20 protein-coding genes are annotated in these 20,009 nt (G+C 55.7%); 7 read left to right on the forward strand and 13 right to left on the reverse strand.

Going from position 1 to position 20,009, the window contains the following annotated elements; translation table 11 throughout:
- Positions 1-48 precede the first annotated feature (48 nt).
- The 5 genes from BQ7382_RS06760 to BQ7382_RS06780 all read right to left on the reverse strand — a co-directional run bounded on the left by BQ7382_RS06760 (position 49) and on the right by BQ7382_RS06780 (position 3,491).
- Complete coding sequence (locus BQ7382_RS06760) at positions 49-276, reverse strand: heavy-metal-associated domain-containing protein (RefSeq protein ID WP_077391364.1); 228 nt, start codon at positions 274-276, stop codon at positions 49-51.
- Positions 277-451: 175 nt separating this feature from the next.
- Positions 452-607: a FeoB-associated Cys-rich membrane protein gene (locus BQ7382_RS06765; protein ID WP_077391365.1), complete on the reverse strand. Its 156-nt coding sequence runs from the start codon at positions 605-607 to the stop codon at positions 452-454.
- An 18-nt stretch (positions 608-625) separates the two neighbouring features.
- Positions 626-2,800: a ferrous iron transport protein B gene (gene feoB, locus BQ7382_RS06770; protein WP_077391366.1), complete on the reverse strand. Its 2,175-nt coding sequence runs from the start codon at positions 2,798-2,800 to the stop codon at positions 626-628.
- A gap of 124 nt (positions 2,801-2,924) precedes the next feature.
- Positions 2,925-3,146, reverse strand: coding sequence for a FeoA family protein (locus tag BQ7382_RS06775; RefSeq protein WP_077391367.1), 222 nt, complete (start codon positions 3,144-3,146; stop codon positions 2,925-2,927).
- Positions 3,147-3,269: 123 nt separating this feature from the next.
- Positions 3,270-3,491: a FeoA family protein gene (locus BQ7382_RS06780; protein ID WP_077391368.1), complete on the reverse strand. Its 222-nt coding sequence runs from the start codon at positions 3,489-3,491 to the stop codon at positions 3,270-3,272.
- 330 nt (positions 3,492-3,821) lie between these two features.
- Here BQ7382_RS06780 and BQ7382_RS06785 point away from each other — a divergent pair, with 330 nt between their 5' ends.
- Positions 3,822-4,217, forward strand: a complete 396-nt coding sequence (locus BQ7382_RS06785; RefSeq protein WP_235847974.1) for a metal-dependent transcriptional regulator — start codon at positions 3,822-3,824, stop codon at positions 4,215-4,217.
- A 250-nt stretch (positions 4,218-4,467) separates the two neighbouring features.
- On the opposite strand, the gene BQ7382_RS06790 is transcribed toward BQ7382_RS06785, so the two are convergent.
- The 8 genes from BQ7382_RS06790 to BQ7382_RS06825 form a co-directional block, all read right to left on the reverse strand.
- Positions 4,468-5,040, reverse strand: coding sequence for a flavin reductase family protein (locus BQ7382_RS06790; RefSeq protein WP_077391369.1), 573 nt, complete (start codon positions 5,038-5,040; stop codon positions 4,468-4,470).
- A 138-nt stretch (positions 5,041-5,178) separates the two neighbouring features.
- A complete protein-coding gene (locus BQ7382_RS06795) occupies positions 5,179-5,979 on the reverse strand; it encodes a leucine-rich repeat domain-containing protein (protein WP_077391370.1) in 801 nt (266 codons plus the stop codon).
- Between the two features lie 114 nt (positions 5,980-6,093).
- Positions 6,094-7,608, reverse strand: coding sequence for an AAA family ATPase (locus BQ7382_RS06800; RefSeq protein WP_077391371.1), 1,515 nt, complete (start codon positions 7,606-7,608; stop codon positions 6,094-6,096).
- 98 nt (positions 7,609-7,706) lie between these two features.
- A complete protein-coding gene (locus BQ7382_RS06805; RefSeq protein ID WP_077391372.1) occupies positions 7,707-9,158 on the reverse strand; it encodes a vWA domain-containing protein in 1,452 nt (483 codons plus the stop codon).
- 58 nt (positions 9,159-9,216) lie between these two features.
- Positions 9,217-9,999: an ABC transporter ATP-binding protein gene (locus BQ7382_RS06810; protein WP_077391373.1), complete on the reverse strand. Its 783-nt coding sequence runs from the start codon at positions 9,997-9,999 to the stop codon at positions 9,217-9,219.
- Between the two features lie 7 nt (positions 10,000-10,006).
- On the reverse strand, positions 10,007-12,610 hold the full coding sequence (locus BQ7382_RS06815; protein WP_077391374.1) for an ABC transporter permease: 2,604 nt from the start codon (positions 12,608-12,610) through the stop codon (positions 10,007-10,009).
- A gap of 53 nt (positions 12,611-12,663) precedes the next feature.
- A complete protein-coding gene (locus BQ7382_RS06820) occupies positions 12,664-13,392 on the reverse strand; it encodes a PrsW family intramembrane metalloprotease (protein WP_077391375.1) in 729 nt (242 codons plus the stop codon).
- Positions 13,393-13,413: 21 nt separating this feature from the next.
- Positions 13,414-14,583 carry an iron-containing alcohol dehydrogenase gene (locus tag BQ7382_RS06825; RefSeq protein ID WP_077391376.1) on the reverse strand — a complete coding sequence of 390 codons (1,170 nt, stop codon included), beginning with the start codon at positions 14,581-14,583 and terminating at the stop codon, positions 13,414-13,416.
- A gap of 186 nt (positions 14,584-14,769) precedes the next feature.
- Here BQ7382_RS06825 and BQ7382_RS06830 point away from each other — a divergent pair, with 186 nt between their 5' ends.
- From BQ7382_RS06830 to BQ7382_RS06855, 6 genes are all read left to right on the forward strand, one after another.
- Positions 14,770-15,228 (forward strand): RidA family protein, encoded by a 459-nt coding sequence (locus tag BQ7382_RS06830; RefSeq protein WP_077391377.1) that lies wholly within the window; start codon positions 14,770-14,772, stop codon positions 15,226-15,228.
- 225 nt (positions 15,229-15,453) lie between these two features.
- Positions 15,454-16,419 (forward strand): DMT family transporter, encoded by a 966-nt coding sequence (locus tag BQ7382_RS06835; RefSeq protein ID WP_077391378.1) that lies wholly within the window; start codon positions 15,454-15,456, stop codon positions 16,417-16,419.
- Positions 16,420-16,504: 85 nt separating this feature from the next.
- The gene (locus BQ7382_RS06840; RefSeq protein ID WP_077391379.1) at positions 16,505-17,371 is read left to right on the forward strand and encodes a nitroreductase family protein; all 867 of its coding nucleotides are present in this window, start codon (positions 16,505-16,507) and stop codon (positions 17,369-17,371) included.
- A 281-nt stretch (positions 17,372-17,652) separates the two neighbouring features.
- Complete coding sequence (rd, locus tag BQ7382_RS06845; RefSeq protein ID WP_077391380.1) at positions 17,653-17,811, forward strand: rubredoxin; 159 nt, start codon at positions 17,653-17,655, stop codon at positions 17,809-17,811.
- Between the two features lie 1,244 nt (positions 17,812-19,055).
- Positions 19,056-19,268 carry a DUF1858 domain-containing protein gene (locus BQ7382_RS06850; RefSeq protein WP_077391381.1) on the forward strand — a complete coding sequence of 71 codons (213 nt, stop codon included), beginning with the start codon at positions 19,056-19,058 and terminating at the stop codon, positions 19,266-19,268.
- 6 nt (positions 19,269-19,274) lie between these two features.
- Positions 19,275-19,865: a hypothetical protein gene (locus tag BQ7382_RS06855; RefSeq protein ID WP_077391382.1), complete on the forward strand. Its 591-nt coding sequence runs from the start codon at positions 19,275-19,277 to the stop codon at positions 19,863-19,865.
- Positions 19,866-20,009 lie beyond the last annotated feature (144 nt).

The raw sequence follows: 20,009 nt of genomic DNA on the forward strand, positions 1-20,009 counted from the left end.
CAGATCATATGTCCTCGGTGCCATCAGGTCTCCCTCGAAAATGAGTGGCTATTTCTCAGCGGACGAGAAGCCGAGGTAGTGGTATCCCGTCTTTTCTATGACGTCCTGAACGACCTGCGGATCAACTGGCTCCGCGGTCTGGAACACGGCGTTGCTCTTGCGCCTGGACGCCTTTACCTTTTTTGCATCCGGAAAAGCCTTCCGCAGCTCGTCTGCGATGTGTGACTCGCACATGCCGCACATCATCCCCTCGATTTTTACCTCATTCTTGTACATTATTGATATTCTCCTCATATTCTAAAGTGTCCGCAGGCGTACCTGCAGGAGCATCGCCAGAGACACATTTCCCGGGCAGCGCCGGACACCGTCGCATCCCAGTGTCTCCAGTTGCCGGCACGTCACATCGGCAAATAGATAAAGCCGCAACGGTGTATCCCGCTGCGGCCAGTTGTTACTTTACTTTTTTCGCTGTACCGCAGCTGTGCCCGCAGGAACCGCAGTTTCTTCCGCAGTTCTTGCAGGAGCTGCCGTTCTTAAGGCTGTAGCGGGCGGCCAGGAAGGCCAGCACAGCGATCACAAGAGCAACTATTATGCTTGGCAAATTCATTTTTGATCACCACCTCAGTTAAGCTTCTGCACCAACGATGGCTCCGTCCAGTGTGTCTTTCTTTCCGTAAGGGTTCCTGCGGAAGATGAAGTAGATGGCTGCAACGATGACTGCAACTGCGACCGCTGTTCCCAGAGTGAAGGCACCGCCGGAAACGAAGGCACCGATCTGGTATGTGCACAGGGTCAGGAAGTAGCCGATGCCCATCTGGAAGCCGAATGTGATCCAGCCCCACTTCTTTGAGCCCATCTCACGGAATGCAGTGGCGATAGCCACCATGCAAGGTGCGTCGAAAATATTGAACAGGAGGAAGCACATTCCCACCAGCTTGCTGCCGCCAAACATCGCGTTGATGGCTGTGGCAACTGCTGTCTCTGCGTCGCTGGTAGCGTGGGCCAGCATTCCCAGAGTAGCTGTGGCCTGCTCTTTCGCCACCTCTGCGGACACCGTAGCAACGGCTCCCTGCCATGTGCCGAATCCAAGAGGCATGAATATCCACTTCAGGCCCTCACCGATGTATCTCAGGAACGAGCTGTCGATGTCGTCCGCCAGGAATCCGGACGGTCCGAAGTGCATCAGGAACCAGATCACGATACACATGGTGAAGATGATGGTCCCTGCCTTGATGATAAACGCTTTTGCCCTCTCCCAAACGTGGATGAGCACTCCCTTTACCGTAGGGATGTGGTATGCCGGGAGCTCCATTACGAAAGGAGCCGGATCGCTGGAGAAGTACTTCGTCTTCTTGAGTGCGATACCCGAGCAGATCACGATGGCCAGGCCGAGGAAATACATTCCCGGAGCGACGAACTTGCTTCCAGGGAAGCACACCAGCGTCATCATGGCCACGATCTCCATCTTGGCGCCGCAAGGCATGAAGGTAGAGAGCATGATGGTCATGCGGCGGTCCTTCTCGTTCTCGATGGTACGTGCCGCCATGATCGCCGGCACCCCGCAGCCCGTTCCGATGAGCATAGGGATGAAGGATTTTCCGGAAAGCCCGAAGCGACGGAAGACTCTGTCCATGATGAACGCCACACGCGCCATGTATCCGGAGTCCTCAAGGATGGACAGGCACAGGAAAAGGAGGATCATCTGAGGGACGAATCCCAGCACCGTTCCCACGCCGCCGATGATGCCGTCGACCAGCAGGCTCTCGAGCCAGCCAGGAGCGCCGATTGCGTCCAGTCCAGCCGTAGCACCGTTGGTGATCCACGTGCCGAACAGGACGTCGTTGGTCCAGTCCGTGAGCCATGTTCCCAGCGTGGTAACTGATATGAAGTACACGAGCCACATGATCGCCACGAAGATCGGGAGCGCGGCGATACGGTTGGTCACCACCCTGTCGATCTTGTCGGAAGTGGTCATGGCGTGTCTCGACTGCTTTTTCTTCACCGTGTCGGCCACGATCTCCTGGATGTACGTGTATCTCTGGTTCGTTATGATGCTCTCCGCATCGTCGTCCATCTCCTTTTCACAATCCTGAACGTGGAGGTCGATGTGCTTCACGAGCCCTTCCGGGAGCTGCAATCCCTCGGTGGCCTTGGTGTCTCTTTCAAAAAGCTTTACAGCGAACCAGCGGAGGTTTTCGGGTTCCACCGCATCCTGGATGGATTCTTCGATGTGCGCCAGGGCGTGCTCAACGCTTCCCGTGAACACGTGAGGGAGCTCTCTGTGCTGGCCGGCGAGCTTTTTTCTCTTGAAGGCCTCAGCCTCCTCTATGGCCATCTCTGCGGCCTTCTTCGTGTTCTCACTGTGGAGGGCGCTGATCTCGATGGTCCTGCAGCCAAGGTCTTTCCCGAGCTTCTCGGTGTCGATCCTGTCTCCGTTCTTTCTGACCAGATCCATCATGTTGAAGGCCAGAACCACCGGGAGTCCGATCTCCACCAGCTGTGTGGTGAGGTACAGGTTCCTCTCGATGTTGGTTCCGTCGACGATGTTCAGGATCACGTCAGGCTTCTCGTTTACCAGGTAGTTTCTGGACACGACCTCCTCGAGTGTGTATGGGCTGAGAGAGTAGATGCCCGGGAGGTCCTGGATGATCACATCCTTATGGCCAGAGAGGCGTCCCTCCTTCTTCTCTACCGTCACCCCCGGCCAGTTTCCCACGTACTGGGTGCTGCCGGTGAGGTCGTTGAACAGTGTCGTCTTACCGCAGTTGGGGTTTCCCGCAAGTGCTATTTTTATACTCATTCCTTCCTCTTTTCTGTACTTGATGCCTCCCCGTGGCAAGGGGGGGCTGTGATGTACTGTTCTCTTTTGTGAGCCCATTTTTTCATCCGGGCTCTGAGATCTTTGAAAAAGCCGTATCAGGTCATCAGCTCATCTCAAGGATATCGGCATCTTCCTTGCGGACTGACAGCTCGTATCCCCTGACGGTGACTTCCACCGGATCGCCCAGGGGAGCCACCTTGCGGACATAGATCTCTGTGCCCTTGGTGATGCCCATGTCCATGATCCTGCGCTTCAGCGCGCCGCTGCCGTGGATCTTTATCACGGTAGAACTCTGACCTATCGGAACATCCCTCAATGTCTTCATATCTCACCCTCCTCACTCTTTTTTATATAAATGGGCCCGAAGGCCCTGATCCATACCGGACTGTTCTGATCACGCGGCTACTCGCGACCCGCGGACAGATCCACCGCTCCTCGCGAACTGCGGTCAGAGCGTGATAAAGATCTTTTCCGCCATCTTCGACGTTACCGCCAGCGTGGAATCCTTCACATTGATGATGAGGTTGCCGTTCCCCGGCGCAGAGACCACTCTAACCTCGGTGCCCGGAACGAGGCCCAGATCCTCCAGGTGCTTTTTCGTCTCCGGACTTCCTCCTATTCTGGAGACCATCAACTTTTCTCCTGAATTGGCCATAGACAGTGGAAGCATGAACTCATCTCCTTACATAAAACAAATCGCTGATATATGCCTCAACGAACAGTTATACATCTCTAACTCGCTTAGGAATTATATCATCATGGTAATAAATGTAAACTTAATTTTGATAAGACTATTTATACTGAGTTAGATTGTTTTAACCGCATTAGGCTGTTATAATCATATAAGGCAATTAAATTTGCGGCCTCGGGACTCGCGACAGCGGAGATGTTTATTCTCTCTACAGGGTCGATCCGATCCACAGCCACGGACACGCAAGGACCAGATGCAAAACTATCCCTTTAATTTGACCTTTAAATTCACTGCGGAGGTTAGCCAGATATGACCAGATCAGAACAGATGAAAAGCATTTACAGAACGTTCGAGGATTACCTCGAGGCGATCCTGATTATAAAAGAACGCCAGGGATACGTGCGCTCCACCGATGTCGCTTCCCAGCTGGGGGTCTCTCAGCCCAGTGTTTCATATTCGGTAAAACGCATGATGGAGAGGGGCTTCCTCACCAGAGACCAGAACAACATGCTGATCCTCACCGACGAGGGCTCCGAGATAGCGCGGCGGACCTACGACCGCCACAAGCAGCTGGAAAAGATCTTTATCTCCATCGGTGTGGATCCGGAGACCGCCAGGGAGGACGCCTGCAACGTGGAGCACGACCTCAGCGAAAAGACATTTCAGCTCCTGTGCAAACACTTCGGGGGAGATGCGAAGAAATAAATTCGAACAGAGGCGGCTGGTGACCGGAGACGGCTGGCGGTCGGCGAACGGATGCGACTGTTGACAGCAAACAGGCGTCTGTGCTCCTTGTTTATATCGATTTCTCGACAGTTCAAGGGCACAGACGCCTTCTCTCTCTGAATCTGTTTTCTGTTTTCCCGTCCGCTTCGCCACCAGATCACGCCGGCCTTCCAGACGCTGACAGCGATGGCGGCGATAGCAGCGGCTCTTGCGGTGGCGCCGAAGCTGTCTACTTTTCCATCAGATCCATACCAGCCTTCCAGGCGACCGCCACTTCCTCGCCGTACCTGTAGTACTTGCGGCCGAATGTGTCGAAGATCAGCGGATCCATTTTCCTTACATCCACGTTGCCCTCTTCATCCAGCAGGCTGTCATCCACCAGCACGCCCAGGATATCCCCATACACGTGCAGGCAGGTCTTACCCTGGACGATCTCGCTCACCTTGCACTCCATGGTGATCGGGTATTCCTCAACGACAGGAGCATCCACCTTTTCGCTCTTGACCGCGTGCATGCCGGAGCGCTGGAACTTTTCAGGGTCCTTATTGCCCGTAGCGATCCCGAAGAAATCAGACTCCTTCACGTGCGCCCCGTCGGCCACACTGAGTGTGAATGCGCCTCTCTTCCTCAGGTTCTCCGTGGTCTTGTGCCCCTCGCTGATGTTGAGCACGACTTCCTTGGATCCGCAGACGCCGCCCCAGGCCATGTTCATCACGTCGACGGTCCCGTCCTCGCCGTAGGTGGCGATCATCAGCACCGGCATGGGTGCCAGCAGCGGTTTTACACCGAGATCTTTTTTCATTTTGCTTTCCTCCTTTGAAAAAAACATATCGTAAATTCGTAAGCTTCCGGCGGCCTACGGCCGTGTATCATCTGGCAGCCCGGTGATCTCCGGCCGGCATCGTCCGGGATCCTGGCCGAGCAGGCGTCTCCGACCTTCTCATGCAAAAGGATCCCAGTCCTCCGCCCCGGTACCGTCACCAGCTGCGTCACCTGAGGTCTCGTCCTCCCTCATGATGTTGGCGGCCTCCAGCAGGACCGCCGCCAGCTCCGTGGCACGAGACGCCACAGCCTTTTCCGTGAGCTCCGGCAGCAGGCTTCCCGGGATCAGCTTCCTGTCCAGCATGTACACCAGCGCCGGCTTGTCCCTCTCCTCTATCGCCATTGTTGCCATGGCCTCCGGGTCCTCGCGGACGATCCCGTCCAGCAGCTCCGAAGCGCCGGAACCGGAGTCCCCGGAAAGCTCTTTTTTCTCCCAGAGATCGCTCATGGCCGTCAGTGCGGCAGTGGACCGATACTTTTCTGGCAAAAGCCCTATATGATCCGTGGAGATGTGGATCCGCCGGAGCTTCGAGGCACCGGAAAAAGCGTTTTCATCTATCGAGCACACCGTTGCGGGTATGCGTATCTCACGGAGAGACGTGCAGCTCCCGAACATGAGGGGTCCCAGTTCCCGGACGCCCTCCGGCAGATCCACGGACTCCAGGCTCCTGCACTGCAGAAACACCTGCTGTCCCATCTCATCCAGTTCACGCGGGAGCACCAGGCGCTTCATGGCGTAGCAATCCTGGAAGGCGTTGTCCCCGATGGCCCGGATTCCTTCCGGCAGTATGAGCTCTATGATGTAGCCCTTGCCGTAAAAGGCCTTTGCGGATATCTCCTCTATGTAATCAGGCAGCTCCACCACCGGAACGGCGATGTCGTAGCTCACCATTTTTCTGCCTATTATAAGCGACGGCATTGGAGCTCACCTCCCTTGATAGTCCAATTTTCGTTCGTTGTTTTTCGTTTGTCGTCCGCCGTGCGCCGGCTGCCGAAGACCGGGCGCCGCGTATCAGCAGTCGCATATCGGCCGTTACTCCTTGAGGTCCCGGATCTCGTCCTGGAGATCCTTTTCCCTGTCGTAGAAAAGCACCTCCTTGTTGTGCCGGAAGTACCCGGGGCTCCCGTGCTTGCCGATGAAGCGGGAGCTGTGCTTGTTTTCAGTGAGGGTGGTGACGAAGACCAGCATCTCGTTGTCATCGCCATATGTCTTCTCGATGAAGGAAAAGGCGTTCTCGAGCCGCGCACCCGCGGACTTTACCTTCTCTTCTTTTTCCCGGTTCTTCTCCGCCATGACGCCCCTGATCACGGCCACGGGATCGTCATCGCCAGTCGCCGCATCGGCGCTGAGGCGGGTCCCCATCTCCGACAGGCCGGAGATGACGCCCATCTTCACTCTCTTTTCCCCGCGGGAGATGCTGTGGGCCATGCGCTCCCTGCGGAGCTCCTCCTTCAGCTCCTCGCGGCGGCTGTCAAGGATCGTAACGCCCTGGGCGCACCCGCCGGAGGCGAGCTTTTCCCGGTCTTCCTTTATCAAAGCCACCAGCGACCGAATGATCTCCTCGGCATCGCTGATGCTACGGAAGTCGGATATCAGGCTGTCGCTGAGCATCCTGAGCACGGTGATGCGCTCGTCGAAAGGCGCCTTGCCGGCCTTTTCCAGCACCGCCGGGCTGCCGCCGCCGTTCAGGATGTCGTTGACGTCGTATTCCTGCCTGAACTTGAAGAACAGGTCGTAATAAGCGGCGAAGTCCCTGGCGATCCGCTCGTTCTGAAGGTACTGGCGGATGAGATCGATGTCCACGGGCAGGTCGTTTTTCTCGTAGAGCTTTATGGCCTCGGAGAGATCCACCCAGCCCCTGGCCGTGACGAATTCCTTGCCATCCACCGTGGTCTCCACCGAGTAGAAATCGTCCTTCTTGATCTGGAGATAGCTTATCACCGAGCTGTGCACTCCCTCGTTCTGGGCGTACTTCATCCACACCGCCAGGTCCGGCTCCACGTCGATGCGCTTCAGCCTGTCCATGGTCACGATGTCCATCTCCCGGACCGAGTCGTTGTACTCAGGCGGGTTTCCGGCGGTCACCACCACCCAGCCGTCGGGCACGCGGTGACGGCCGAAGACCTTGTTCTGCAGAAACTGCAGCATCGAAGGCGCAAGTGTCTCGGATATGCAGTTGATCTCGTCCAGGAAAAGGATCCCCTCCTTCTTGCCGGTGGCTTCCATGAGGTCGTACACGCTGGCGATTATCTCGCTCATGGTGTACTCGGTCGTCCTGTATTTTGTCCCGCCGTATTCCTTCTCATGGATGAAAGGAAGGCCCAGGGCGCTCTGCCTCGTGTGGTGGGTCATGGAATAGGACACCAGTCCTATCCCCATCTCCTCGGCGACCTGAGACATGATGTCCGTCTTGCCGATCCCCGGCGGGCCGACGAGGAACAGCGGCCTCTGCCTCTCCACCGGAATAATGTAATCCCCGAATTCGTCCTTGCTGAGATAGGAGATCACCGTGTATTTCACCTGGTTTTTTCCCTGCTCTATGTTCATACTGCGTCACCCCTCGCGCTTCTATGCTATTCTCTGCTCTTCTTTTCCCGGTCCTTTTTTCCCGCCTCGTGACCGTATTGGTCCCGCTCCTTGCCGAGCTAGTCCCGCTCGTCGCTGAATTCCACCTTCATGGCCCACGGCGGGACCTGTACGTCCTCAGACTTCCCGTCTGTAAAAATAAATGCCGTATCATAAGCCGGCTTCTTCTTCGGGAAGATCCCCTTCCCGTCTGTAAAATACAGCAGGCCCCTCAGGTCCCTAAGCCGTCCCTCCTTCACCATCTGGTCCACGTACCGGAACACCGGGCGGAAGTCCGTGCCTCCCAGGCCACGGATCTCCATGTTGTCCAGGTATTCCTCAACGTCTGCCCTGTCCCGCAGGACCCTCACGTCCTGGATCTTCGCATCGCACTGGATCAGGTGGATGTTGAACTTCTTTTGTATGACAGTGCGGTTCTGGAGGATCTCGAAGGTCTTCTCCACGAAGGACCTCACCAGGCTCCCCTCGGTGGATCCCGAGGTGTCGATGGCGATCACCATGTCTCTGATCTGCTTTTCGTCGCTGTATTCCAGCGGCTCGATCAGCGGCATGTCCCCGTACAGATCCATCCCGTAGGAATAGTAGATGTAGTCGAAGGAGCTGTCGTCCACCTTCACCGTCTCTCTCCTGGCTGCAAACTTCCTGAGGAAGGTGGTGAAGTCCACGGGCTTCCGGTATCTGTCCCTCAGGCTCGCGGAAAATTTTTCCTCTCCCGCCTCCTGTTCCCGGTCGTCCATCTCCATGCCGGTCCTGACCATCTCGCTGATCTTCTCCCAGTCCGCCTGTGAAACGAGCTCCCGGCCCTTTATCTCCCGGGCCTCTCTGTCCTCGTCGGTATCCTCCTCGAGCTCAAACGGACTCGAGTTCTCCATCTGGTACCACAGCCGGTGGTCGTCCACCCGGAAAACATCCCCCAGGTCCCTCAGCTCGCCCCCGGTCATCTCTCCCTCCAGGAGCTTCCTGTAGAGAGCCGGCGCCGTGAGCTTTCCGTATCTCTGCCTCAGCTTCGAGAGCGCCCCCGCCCGGACTCCGTCCATGGAACAGCGGAAGCAGTCCATCCCGAGCGACATCACCAGCTCCTCCACCGCCACGTCCACGGCCAGGTTCCACAGGGCGGCGTTGACCTCCCCGGAGATGAAGTAGTGCTTCATTATGCAGTGCATGAGGACGTGCATGTAGTCGTGGGTGAGCCTGGTGATGGAATCACCGGCGCGCATGAGGATGTCCTTCGGGCTGTAAAAAAAGGATGTGCCGTCCGTCATAGGCGCGCGGCCCGCGTCCCGGCCGTCCTCCGCCGTCGATACGTCCTTCAGCGCGAAAACCGCGGGATCCATGAACCGCATGTTCGTCACCAGACGGTTCTTCCCTATCCTGAGGGCCTCCGCCGCCAGCACCTCCCGCTTCTCACCGGATCCTCCTCCGGCTTCCGTCCCGATCTCAGGTTTGTTCTCCGGTTTGTTCTCCCGTCTTGCCGTGTTTTCACTTTTTACATTCGCATCTTCTCTGTCCATGGCTATATTCTATCAGCTGAGGATCTTCACTTCATCAAGAATATGTGACTTTTTTGGTCTACATTAGATCCAGTATCTCTCTGTAAAAGCCTTCTTCGTCTCCCGCCCTCTCTATCTCGCTTTGGATCTGGCCTTCTCTTATCATGAGGAGCCTGTGGCTTCTGGCCGCCAGGCGCGGGTTGTGAGTCACCATTATCACCGACGTGCCCATGGACTGGTTGATGTCCTCCAGGAGCTCTGCGACCATCCTTTCGGATCGTTCATCCAGGTTTCCCGTTGGCTCGTCCGCCATCAGGACCTCAGGGCTGTTTATGAGCGCCCTGCAGATGGCGACTCTCTGCCGCTCGCCTCCCGACATCTCGTAAGGAGCCTTTTCCAGAAGCTCCTCCTTGAGGTCTGCCCTGCGGCTGAGTTCCAGAGCTCTTTCCTTGAGCTCATCCTCATTTCTCTTGTCCAGTATCCCGGGCAGGATGATGTTGTCCATGGCCGTCAGGCTGTCCATGAGGTTGAAATCCTGGTATATGAAGCCCACCCGGCGCCTCCTGATGTCCGCCATCTCGTCGGTCCAGAGGTCTCTGGTGTCATTGCCCAGGAATTCCAGCTCTCCTGACGTGGGTCTGGAGATCATCCCAAGGATCCTGAGGAGCGTGGACTTGCCGCTCCCGGAGCGCCCCATGATGCTGAGGTACTCACCTTTTTTTACCTGCATGTCGATGCCCTTGAGGACGTGGACCGTCTTCTTTGAATCGTCCTCCAGGCTCCTGATGAAATAGTCCTTCTTCAGATCAGCTGCCCTGAGGAGCAGGTCGTTTTCTGTTGTTTTTTCCGTCTGCGGGATCATGCTCCACTCACCTTTCCCTGACACATTTTTTCAGTCTCTTTCTCAACACGGCCCACAGTATGAGCTGCACCGCCGCGAAAACGAGCCAGACCTCCATTGTCCCCCTGGAAAACACCCTCATCTGGTCCGTCGTGAACTGCCTCTGACTGAAGATCATGCCCTGGAAAAGAAGGGCTGATCCCAGCGCCGCAACGGCGGGTGGCAGGAAGTACGGGCGCAATTCCTGCCTGATGGATCTGCTCTCCTGCTCTTTCGTCATGCCCAGATCGGACAGGAGGCAATATTTCTTTCTCATCTCCTGCTCCTGGGTCACGAAGCGGAGAAAAGTTATGAGGACCGACGATATGCAGAGGATGACCAGCGTCATCACTGTCACCTCATCCTTCATGATCCTCTCCGTGGTCAAGTCCCTGATCATCGCAGCTCTGGCATATACAGGCCTGATCTCGCTGTCCCACCGCGAATCACCGCGGTGGCGCCGTCCGAAGCTGCTGACGATCTTATCCACCGCTCCGGATCCTTTGACCTTCCCGGTGTTCACCAGGTACATGACATCCGGGCCCTCTGTTCGGCCCTGTCTCAGTTTGCTGAAATACCTGTCGGACACAACGATGATGTTCTCCTGCCTGCCTCTTCCGAACTCGCCGGTCAGGATCGCATATTCCCTGCTCTTTATCTTATGGGGAGGAAAATACCGGTCTCTCGCGTGCCAGTTGTAGTCATTCAGCGGCTGGCCGATGCGGAAGTTCGGATCTCCGTACTCCATGAACCATTCAAGCGGATGTGAGGACCTGGAAGAGTCCTGCTGGAAGACCACGTGGATCTCATCGCCCTTCAGGTCGAGGCGCTCGTTGAAGGTATTGGTGGTGTATCCCCTGTGCTGCCTTCTGTCTCCAGAGGCCATTTCCTTGAGCTTGTAATACTCCGATTCGGGGATCATCACCTGCTGGCCCTGAGGCCACATCACATCCATGTATGCGTTGCTCAGCACATCGGCCCAGGAATAGGGAGCGCCGTGGGCAGTTGTCACCCTGATCATCGGGAACTCCTTCACCGCTGCTCCCAGGTCCCTCAGAGCCGCCACGTCCTCCTGGTCTCCGGCGTCGCTGGAACGACCCATCATGACGTAGTCATATGGAAAAAGGTCCGACGGATCCTCGGCGGTCTTCTCTCCGCCGAACTCAGCGGCAAATGGTCCCAGGATGGCGAACTGTATCCCCGTGAGGAGCATCACCGTGAGAACGGTGGTCATGAAGTGATACATCAGAGAAGAGCGGCTGACCTTGTTCAGCGTGCCCCTTTTCCTCGTCCTGATGGCGATCATCGCCGACGCTCCGTAGATCACCAGCCCGATGCCGGCAATGAACAGAAACTGATATTTCAAGTCCTCAGATGACAGTTCTCTGTGGAACATGGACGCCTCTGCGGCCGCCAGCACGGCTCCGGCCGCCGCAGAAACTATGGCCTCCCACTTCCATGGGCTCCTTTCCTTTTTCACCGCAGCCCTCTCGCTGGAAGTCTGCCACACCGCCACCTGATAGTTCACCATCAGCGAAAAAAACGTAAGTACCGCATAGAACCCCAGCGTCTCGAGATATATCACCGGGGAAAAACTTCCCGCGGCTACACCTGCGGCATCTTTTGCCCATGCACCGATGGCGAGAGCCGCCACTGTCCCTGCCGCGCAGCCGATGGCTACACTTATCAGAGAGCTGATCGCGTACTCCATCACCTCGTCTGCGGCCAGCAGCCGTGACCTGGCTCCGAGAGCCCTGAGGGTCCCGACCGTCCTGCGCCTCTTCGCCCCGTAGACACCATATGCAAAGGCCATGAGCAGAACATTAAGTATTATCGCCGTGACCACGGTGTCCTTGAGTATCTCCTCAAGGCCGCCCCCGATCAGTATCTCTTCGGTGCTGTGCACCGACATGAACATCTCACGCAGGCCGAGGGCTGTGCACAGGAACGCGGATGACAGGGCACCGCAGAATGTGAGCAGGATGTACTCCTTTCTGTAGGCCCTGGCGACCTTCCGATGGATCCTGTATATACCGGAAGAATAGCGGCCAGCAAAGGCCAGCCGCCTCTTCTTTTCCTCCTCGTACTCATGGTGCTTCCTGTCCAGCTCTCTGTTCTTCACGGCCAGGTCTTTGTATTCCAAGGCGTATTTGTTGAGGAGAAAGTCCAGTATCGTCAGGAACGGCCAGGCGTAGCCTATGAAGGTGCAGGATATGTAAAAGGCGAAAAAGTACGCCATGTACAGTACCGCACAGCCGCACATGAAGTGGGTGACGCGTATGAGGCGGGGAGTGAGGCCTTTGCCCCTCAGCAGTTCGACCCCCTTGTACAGGCCTGCTGCGCCGCCCGCCAGAGGCGCTATGGACATGACTCCCGACAGGACCGAATATCCACCTTCCCCGTTCACCACGTGGAGCCCGTACTGTATTATGCTTTCAGCGCTGCCGGACTCCCGGGTCCAGGGAAGGAACACAAAAACAAACAGGGCCAGATCTATTACTGCCCCTGTGAGTTCCAGGATCCTGTCCTTCCTGGTCTTTGTCGTTTCTTCTTCTCTGTCTGTTTTATCTGTTCTGTCTGCTCTGCCTGCCACCGGATCTGTCCTCCCTGATATACAGCTCGATTATATGCCCTGAAAGGGTGGCATTACAACGGTGCATCTTCCGCGGATTCCTTCTTGATCAGGTGGTATATCCTCCAGTACATGAAGACCACGAAAACGAAGAAGAGTGCCGACGCTCCCGGCGTGCCCATCATGGCACAGGTGTCGTAGAAGCCGTGGGCCAGCACCGAGAGCACATAGCCCTTGAGTATTTCCGGCTTCACCATGCCGTAATTCCCGTGGACCTCGGCCCTCTTGGCCCTGCCGTAGTAATAGCCGAACACCACCGCGAAGGCCATGTGCCCCGGTATCGAGAGAAATGCCCTGGACAGAGCGACTCCCAGTCCGTAGGTGAAGACGTACATGACGTTTTCGAAGGCGGCGAATCCGAGTGACACGAATACGGCGTAGACTATGGCGTCGAACATGTAGTTGAAGGCCGGGTGGTTCCAGGTGGCCTTGTAGAGCAGAAAGTACTTCGCAAATTCTTCCGCACAGCCCACCACCAGAAAAGCCAGCAGTATTGTGTACATCGGGCTGCGCCTGCTCAGGCTGAAGGAGCCAAGGATGCTCTCACCTATGGTCTCCAGGATGATGGCCAGGAGAGCCGCAAGGACCCCGCACATCAGCAGTTTAAATAGCAATCCAGCAGGCTCTTTTTCCACAGTATCTTTTTTGTATATGTACCTGAGCAGCACGATCGCCGGCAGCAGGGCCGCAAGCATGTACACCCAGTACTGTATTGTAATTGCTTCGACGAAGAATAAGATCATGTTTCCTCCCTTACAGGCGGCCTACAGGCACTCGAGAAATATCTGATAGATCTCGTCCTTCGTGAGCTGTCTGTAGGCTCCCTGAGAGATGCCGGACGAGTCGGCAGCCTTCCTCAGGATGTCCCTGTCGGTGATCCCGAGATCCGTGAGCGTCCCGGGGAGCCCGCAGTCCCTTATGAACTTTTCCAGGGCGTCTATCCCGGCGAGGGCCATCTCCTCGTCCGTCATGTCTCCCTGATCTATGCCCCAGACGTTCCGGGCGAAGCGGACGAACTTTTCCAGGCCATCCTTGTATATGTGCCTGTAGTACACCGGATGGAGGACCGCCAGGCCTTCTCCGTGGTTGCAGTCAGTGAAGGCACTGAGCTGGTGCTCCATGTTGTGAGCCTGGAAATCCTTGTCCTTGCCCAGCTTGATGATCCTGTTCTCCGCCATTGAGGAGTCCCACATCAGATTGCTCCTGGCCTGATAGTCCTCAGGATCCTCGATGGCCTTCCTCATGCTGGCGATGGTGTTCCTCATGAGGGCCTCGGAGATGTCGTCGGAGACGTTCCCGTCGTCAGGCCCGGAAAAGTACGTCTCCATTATGTGGCTCAGTATGTCGAAGCTTCCGGCACGGAGCTGTCTCGCGGACACGCTCATGGTGTAGACCGGATCCAGAAGTGAGAACCTGGCGTTGGCTTCCGGATAGTCGATGTCCGTCTTGATCCCGGTCTCTGTGTTGGTGAGGACCGAACCGCCGTTGACCTCGCTCCCCGTGGCCGCCGCCGTGACTATGATGCCGAGGGGTATCAGCTCGTGGGATATCTTGCCTTTTTTTGCCCAGTACTCCTCCCACGGGTCGCCATCGTAGTTCGCGGTCATGGCGATAGCCTTGCAGCAGTCCATCACGCTGCCGCCCCCAACGGCGAGGATCAGGTCAGGGCAGAACTCACGGGCGAGATCCCTCCCCTCCATCATCTTCTCGTATGTGGGATTCGACATTATTCCGCTGAACTCGATCACGTTCTTACCCGAATCCCTGAGGACGGAGATCACGGTGTCGTAGATGCCGTTTTTCTTGATGGATCCGGTGCCGTAGCCCAGCATCACGTTCGGGCCGTAGCCCTTCAGGATCTCCGGGAGGTACCTGCGGACGCAGTCCCTGCCGAAATAAACTCTGGTGGAATTTTCAAATACAAAATCTTTCATCTCCGGGCTCCTTCTCGTCTTCCTCCTGCTGAGGATGTTGTCCCGCTAATTGTATATTCTCACCGGGAAAACCGTCAACAAATAACCGCACTTCTGTGTAATGTGGTATAATCGTCTGGCGATGATTGTCAGATATCACAAATTCATTGCCATCATAATGTGGAAATTTCCAAGGAGGTGCTTGATATGAAAGTGGAGAACAAGATCAAGGAAATGGGCATCACCCTGCCCCTGTCCTCGCCGCCAAAGGCCATGTACGTACCGGTAAAGAGAGCCGGGAACCTGATATTCGTTTCAGGACAGCTGCCGACGAAGGACGGCCAGCTGCTCCACACCGGCAAGGTCGGCGAAGACGTCACCCTGGAGCAGGCTCAGGAGTGCGCAAAGTACTGCATGATCAACCTGCTGTCGGCTCTTAAGGCCGAGCTGGGCGACCTGGACAAAGTCAAGAGCATAGTGAAGCTCCAGTCCTTCGTTGCCAGCAAGACCGGATTCGACCAGCAGCACATCGTGACCAACGGCGCCAGTCAGCTCCTGTTCGACGTGTTCGGAGAGGCCGGAAGGCATGCCAGGACCGCCGTCGCCGTAAACCAGCTGCCCCTCGATTCACCGATCGAGATCGAGGCCATCGTGGAGGTGGAGTAGGCTCCGGGCATTCGCGTGGAAAAAGCCGTGTTCCCGCTGCGTGACAGCGCGGGGATGCGGTTTTTTTCGTTTGTCGCCCCGCTTCCCGGTGTGTGAAAAATTTGTTTTTCTCTTATGGATAAAACCAATACCATGGTGTAGAATCATTCCGTAACGTGCAGTCTTGTGATCGGAAAGTCCGGAAAGTCCTGAAAAGACTGCTGACAGCACCGCGGGAGGCATGAAATGACAGCAAGACGGGGATACTTTTACGCGGCCATGGCCAATATCGGCTGGGGCAGCATGTTCGTTGCCACGAAAATCGCGTATCAGGTCATCACCCCCTGGGACATTCTTTTTCTCAGGTATCTGATAGGATCCATAGCACTTTTCCTGGTATACAGGCATCAGCCACGCAAGCCCGTGCAAAAAGATGACTACGGCGCCATCGCATTCATCGGCATCTTCGGATACTTCTTTTCCATAGCCCTGCAGATGATCAGCATCAAGCTCATAAGCTCATCGCTCGCTTCGATCATAAACACCCTTGGGCCTGTGGTAGTGATGATCCTGGCCATCCCGATCCTTCACGAGGTGAGCACCCGGGAAAAAAGCGCTTCTATCATCGTCACCGTCATCGGTGCCGCGATCGTCATCGGCGGGTCCGGGTCAGGCAACAGCCTCATCGGCATCGCCATATGCTTCGGCGGAATGGTGGCCTGGTCTCTCACATCGGTCATGATAAGGAAGACCTGCTCTAATTACGACGGCATCTGGCTCACCATCTACACCCAGGTGATCGCATGTATATGCTCGGCGCCCCTGGCCTTTTACGACATGGCGAAGAACGGGTTTGGCGGGCAGATCCGCCCCGTGCACATCGCCGCGATACTTTTCGTGGCTATCATCAGCACCGCCGGGGCGAACCTCTGGTGGACGAAGGCCCTCGAGATCAACGACGCTAACACCAGCTCACTTTTCTACGCAGTGATGCCGCTGACCGCAAGCATTCTCGGAATAATAATTTTCCACGAGAGCATCACCCCGAACTTCATCGCCGGGAGCCTGGTGATAATCGCCGGCATGATGCTTGCCGCCTTCAGCGAGGTCATCCGCCAGAAGCGCAGGGAATTTCTGGAGCGCATCACCGGCGCGCGTCCCGTTCCTCTCCAGAGGGCTTCCGACGACGGGCCGGACAGGGATCCGAGATAGATTTTTCGAAAATTAATCTTTGACAGCACCTGAAACCCTAGTACAATGATTCTGAAAGGCAAGTCCAATACAAGGAGGGTATGATATGGAATATATCGAATACTTTGAAGAGATCAAGAAGCATCAGTCCTGCCGGGACTTCACGGATAAGGCCGTGGGCACCGACGAGCTGAAACAGCTCCAGGAGTACTTTCACAGATGCAGGAGACTCATTCCGGAGCTGAAGCTGGAGATGCTTGTTTACAATGCCACCGCCGCTGACAAGATCGGACGTGCGGCCGGATACAACGGTTTTCTCATCGGCGCTCCTAACTACCTGCTCCTCTTCTCCGAGACAGGTGACCACTGGCTGGAGAACGCGGGGTTCGTGGGAGAGGCTCTCACGCTCAAGCTGACCCAGATGGGCATCGACTCATGCTGGATGACCATCAACGACGGAAAGGCTATCAGAGACAACCTCGTTCCTGAAATGGAGAAGGAGCTCGGCGTTCTCATTGCCTTCGGATACAAGGCAAAGGAAGAGAAGCTGGCAAGGCTCGACATCAAGAGCCCATCGAACGTGAAGATGCACAAGAGGACAGGCCCTTACGCCGCTCCTAAGATCGAGCTCAGCGATCTGCTGTACGACAAGAAGTGGGGCAAGCCTGTCGACGTGGACCTCATCTACAGAGATCTGAAAGAGCCGCTGCTGGCCCTTGGAGTTTCCCAGTCCTTCTTCAACCGCCAGCCATACAGAGTGATCCTGGACGACGACATCATCAGCCTTATCGCCATTCCTGACGAGATGACTTCTGAGCACGACACCAAGCTGGGACAGGGCATCGCCATGTTCAACTTCGAGGCCGTTCTGGCAGCTCACAGGCCAACGGATACAAAGTGGCACTTCGAGGCCCCTGACAGAGACCTGGGTCTGCCTGAGGACGCCGAGTTCGTAGCATGGTGCGCCATCTAGTGCCACCTCTGCGCGGCGGATCTACGGTGAAAATAAATTCACCAAAATGTTGTTTACTGAGTCGGTATAGTATGCTATCCTAAGGACAGATAAGCAAAAGATAACACAGGGACCGAGCGGTCGTCCTGTCGACTTCAGACAGATATCTGAAAAATGCCGGCAGGAAGCCGATCAAACGCGGATCAGGGGCTGATCGAATACCGATCGGGGGCCATTCGGACGCGAACACCGGTTCCTTCACCAGGCAGGGGCCAGAGGCCCGTGTGAAAGGAGAAAACGAAATGAAGTATGTATGTGACGTATGCGGATATGTTTATGATCCTGCTGTAGGCGATCCTGACAACGGAGTTGCACCTGGAACAGCATTCGAGGATCTGCCAGAGGATTGGGTATGTCCACTCTGCAGCGTAGGTAAGGATTCCTTCTCACCTGAGGAGTAATTCGGGCAGGCGCCATCAGAACGCCATCGGCAGATGCCGAAGAGTAAGATTTGATGAAAAAGGACCGACGCATTTGTGAAGATGCGCTGGTCCTTTTTTAGCTGTTGTTTTCTAGTCGGGTCTCATAACACTCCTCACTGACACACTTTGCGGAGGTCTCACAGCACTCGAACAGTGGGGATTCCAGGTGCCCCCTGAGGCCATCAGAATACCTGTAAAGTCCGCAACCTCATTGGCGGCAGTTGCGAGCACGCGAGGCCTCGGGTCTCATTTGTCAGTCACATGACAATTAAGATATATGAAAATGAGACTATTTTGTGTGACCAAAAGGATGGGAGTCCTGGCGAGTTGTGTTTGTTGCATGTTTATGCAGATTATTGCATAGAAACATGCACAATTTCGGAAGAAATTGTGCACACCGCTTTTGTGGGATGAGGATTTTTCAGGGGAAACGCGGATTTTCGGCGTTTCCCCTGGAAAATCTACCGATCGAAGACCTGAAAAAGAAGGTCAGCACAATGCGATCCTCGACCTGGCAGCTGGAAATCGCCAGACGGTCACATAGATCAGATTTTTAGGTCTCACGAATATGGTAATGAGACTAAATGCTCTGATATCGTAAGACCGGGGAGCACCTGAAGACAGAATATATATACTTTTTCTATTCATTACCTAGTCAGCACCTCCGATCACTTAAAAAAATTCCAGGGGAAACGCCGAAAAAGGGCATATTATATGGAATCAAGATTTTGCATAAAAATCCACAGCCATTTTTCGATCACTTCATGAGACCCACCACGAAGCCAACGAACAGAATCTGCAAATTCCCGCCACATCTACTGCATCCGCCGATTTCGTAGAACTGCTATGCACAGGTAAGCCGAACCGGTTGCCATGGATGTCTCTGTTGAACTCGTTGGCCTGGCAGCGCCGACCGGAAGACCGAAGTGATTCGAGTGCGATGCAAAGGAATGCGCTTAGTACTCTGCGCACAGTTAAGGGAGGCGCCTAGCGCCCAGGCGCACAGTTAAGGGAGGCGCTTAGTGCCCAAATGCGCGAAGCAATAAGCAATGCGACACCCGAAAGCGCCCGACATGCGAAGAACTTTTTTCCAGAAATATCCATGCGTTGTAATTCCAACATACATGACCTCGCCTTTCCTCTACAATACGACCAGAAAGCAAAATGAAACCAAAAAGATACAGATAATCATGAAGTTCTGAAAGCAAAAGGAGGAACGCTCAATGAATAACTACGTAACGGACGCCACTCTGGTAGGCGAGATCGTTGAATCATATCCGGAAGCCATCGACGTGCTGCTGAGCAGCGGCATGCACTGCCTCGGCTGCCCGGCTTCCCAGGCCGAGAGCCTTGCAGATGCCTGCGCCGTTCACGGACTGGATCCTTCCACGCTGGTGGATTCCGTCAACACGAAGATCGCAGAGATAAGGGGGTAAGAAAACATGAGCATGTTTTTGGGCCCCGTACACTACTGGCTTTACGGCAAGATCGGCAACCAGGAGGAGCTGACGCGCCTCTTCGCCGAGTCCGCCCTCGAGAACGGCAGGCTTGACGACATCAGCGAATACGTCAGCGAGCTGCCTCAGCTGGAGACCGTTATCGACGAGGGGAACATCCACGGCTGGCTCCAGTCCAGGATCGGAGACGCGGAGCGCAGGTATGCTGCGCTGGTGACCGCCCTCACATCAAAGGATCCGGACGCCATAGACAGCCTTACCGAAAAAGCCTACGCTTTTGGAGCGCAGCACGCGCTGCCGGAAGGAACGGCGCCGGCGGAAGCCTACAAGGCTTTTGAGGACTTTTTTGTGAACGGCATGCCGTGCGACCAGGTGAACATGGTCACGGAGAGCACAGACCAGTCCCTGTCCTGGGAGCAGACCCAGGACCTGCACGCCGGAGCCTGGTCCTCACAGGGCGGCGACGTCAGCACCTACTATCAGCTGCGTAAGAGCGTCATGGACGGAATGCTCTCCGGGAGCGGACTTCAGCTGTCCATGCCGGATACAGACCACTACACCATAGAGCTCGCGTAGGAGCTCGCGTAGGAGCCCACGACGACCCACACACAAAAAAGCCGGACAAGGCACAGACATTCTGGTCTGATTCCTTATCCGGCTTTTTTATATTTTCGAAAAGCAACATTGAGCGCGTTATCTGCGACGCTCTCCGTCAGTCTG

The organism is Mobilibacterium timonense (assembly GCF_900155555.1).
Lineage (GTDB): Bacteria > Bacillota > Clostridia > Peptostreptococcales > Anaerovoracaceae > Allobaileyella > Allobaileyella timonense.

Excerpts from the sequence above, each read along its gene's own strand:
- BQ7382_RS06855 (WP_077391382.1), top strand. The coding sequence starts at position 19,275 with ATGAGCATGTTTTTGGGCCCCGTACACTACTGGCTTTACGGCAAGATC.
- rd (WP_077391380.1), top strand. The coding sequence starts at position 17,653 with ATGAAGTATGTATGTGACGTATGCGGATATGTTTATGATCCTGCTGTA.
- BQ7382_RS06800 (WP_077391371.1), bottom strand. The coding sequence starts at position 7,608 with ATGAACATAGAGCAGGGAAAAAACCAGGTGAAATACACGGTGATCTCC.
- BQ7382_RS06785 (WP_235847974.1), top strand. The coding sequence starts at position 3,822 with ATGACCAGATCAGAACAGATGAAAAGCATTTACAGAACGTTCGAGGAT.
- BQ7382_RS06790 (WP_077391369.1), bottom strand. The coding sequence starts at position 5,040 with ATGAAAAAAGATCTCGGTGTAAAACCGCTGCTGGCACCCATGCCGGTG.
- feoB (WP_077391366.1), bottom strand. The coding sequence starts at position 2,800 with ATGAGTATAAAAATAGCACTTGCGGGAAACCCCAACTGCGGTAAGACG.
- BQ7382_RS06810 (WP_077391373.1), bottom strand. The coding sequence starts at position 9,999 with ATGATCCCGCAGACGGAAAAAACAACAGAAAACGACCTGCTCCTCAGG.
- BQ7382_RS06835 (WP_077391378.1), top strand. The coding sequence starts at position 15,454 with ATGACAGCAAGACGGGGATACTTTTACGCGGCCATGGCCAATATCGGC.
- BQ7382_RS06780 (WP_077391368.1), bottom strand. The coding sequence starts at position 3,491 with ATGCTTCCACTGTCTATGGCCAATTCAGGAGAAAAGTTGATGGTCTCC.
- BQ7382_RS06760 (WP_077391364.1), bottom strand. The coding sequence starts at position 276 with ATGTACAAGAATGAGGTAAAAATCGAGGGGATGATGTGCGGCATGTGC.
- BQ7382_RS06840 (WP_077391379.1), top strand. The coding sequence starts at position 16,505 with ATGGAATATATCGAATACTTTGAAGAGATCAAGAAGCATCAGTCCTGC.
- BQ7382_RS06850 (WP_077391381.1), top strand. The coding sequence starts at position 19,056 with ATGAATAACTACGTAACGGACGCCACTCTGGTAGGCGAGATCGTTGAA.
- BQ7382_RS06795 (WP_077391370.1), bottom strand. The coding sequence starts at position 5,979 with ATGCCGTCGCTTATAATAGGCAGAAAAATGGTGAGCTACGACATCGCC.
- BQ7382_RS06825 (WP_077391376.1), bottom strand. The coding sequence starts at position 14,583 with ATGAAAGATTTTGTATTTGAAAATTCCACCAGAGTTTATTTCGGCAGG.
- BQ7382_RS06775 (WP_077391367.1), bottom strand. The coding sequence starts at position 3,146 with ATGAAGACATTGAGGGATGTTCCGATAGGTCAGAGTTCTACCGTGATA.
- BQ7382_RS06820 (WP_077391375.1), bottom strand. The coding sequence starts at position 13,392 with ATGATCTTATTCTTCGTCGAAGCAATTACAATACAGTACTGGGTGTAC.
- BQ7382_RS06765 (WP_077391365.1), bottom strand. The coding sequence starts at position 607 with ATGAATTTGCCAAGCATAATAGTTGCTCTTGTGATCGCTGTGCTGGCC.
- BQ7382_RS06830 (WP_077391377.1), top strand. The coding sequence starts at position 14,770 with ATGAAAGTGGAGAACAAGATCAAGGAAATGGGCATCACCCTGCCCCTG.
- BQ7382_RS06805 (WP_077391372.1), bottom strand. The coding sequence starts at position 9,158 with ATGGACAGAGAAGATGCGAATGTAAAAAGTGAAAACACGGCAAGACGG.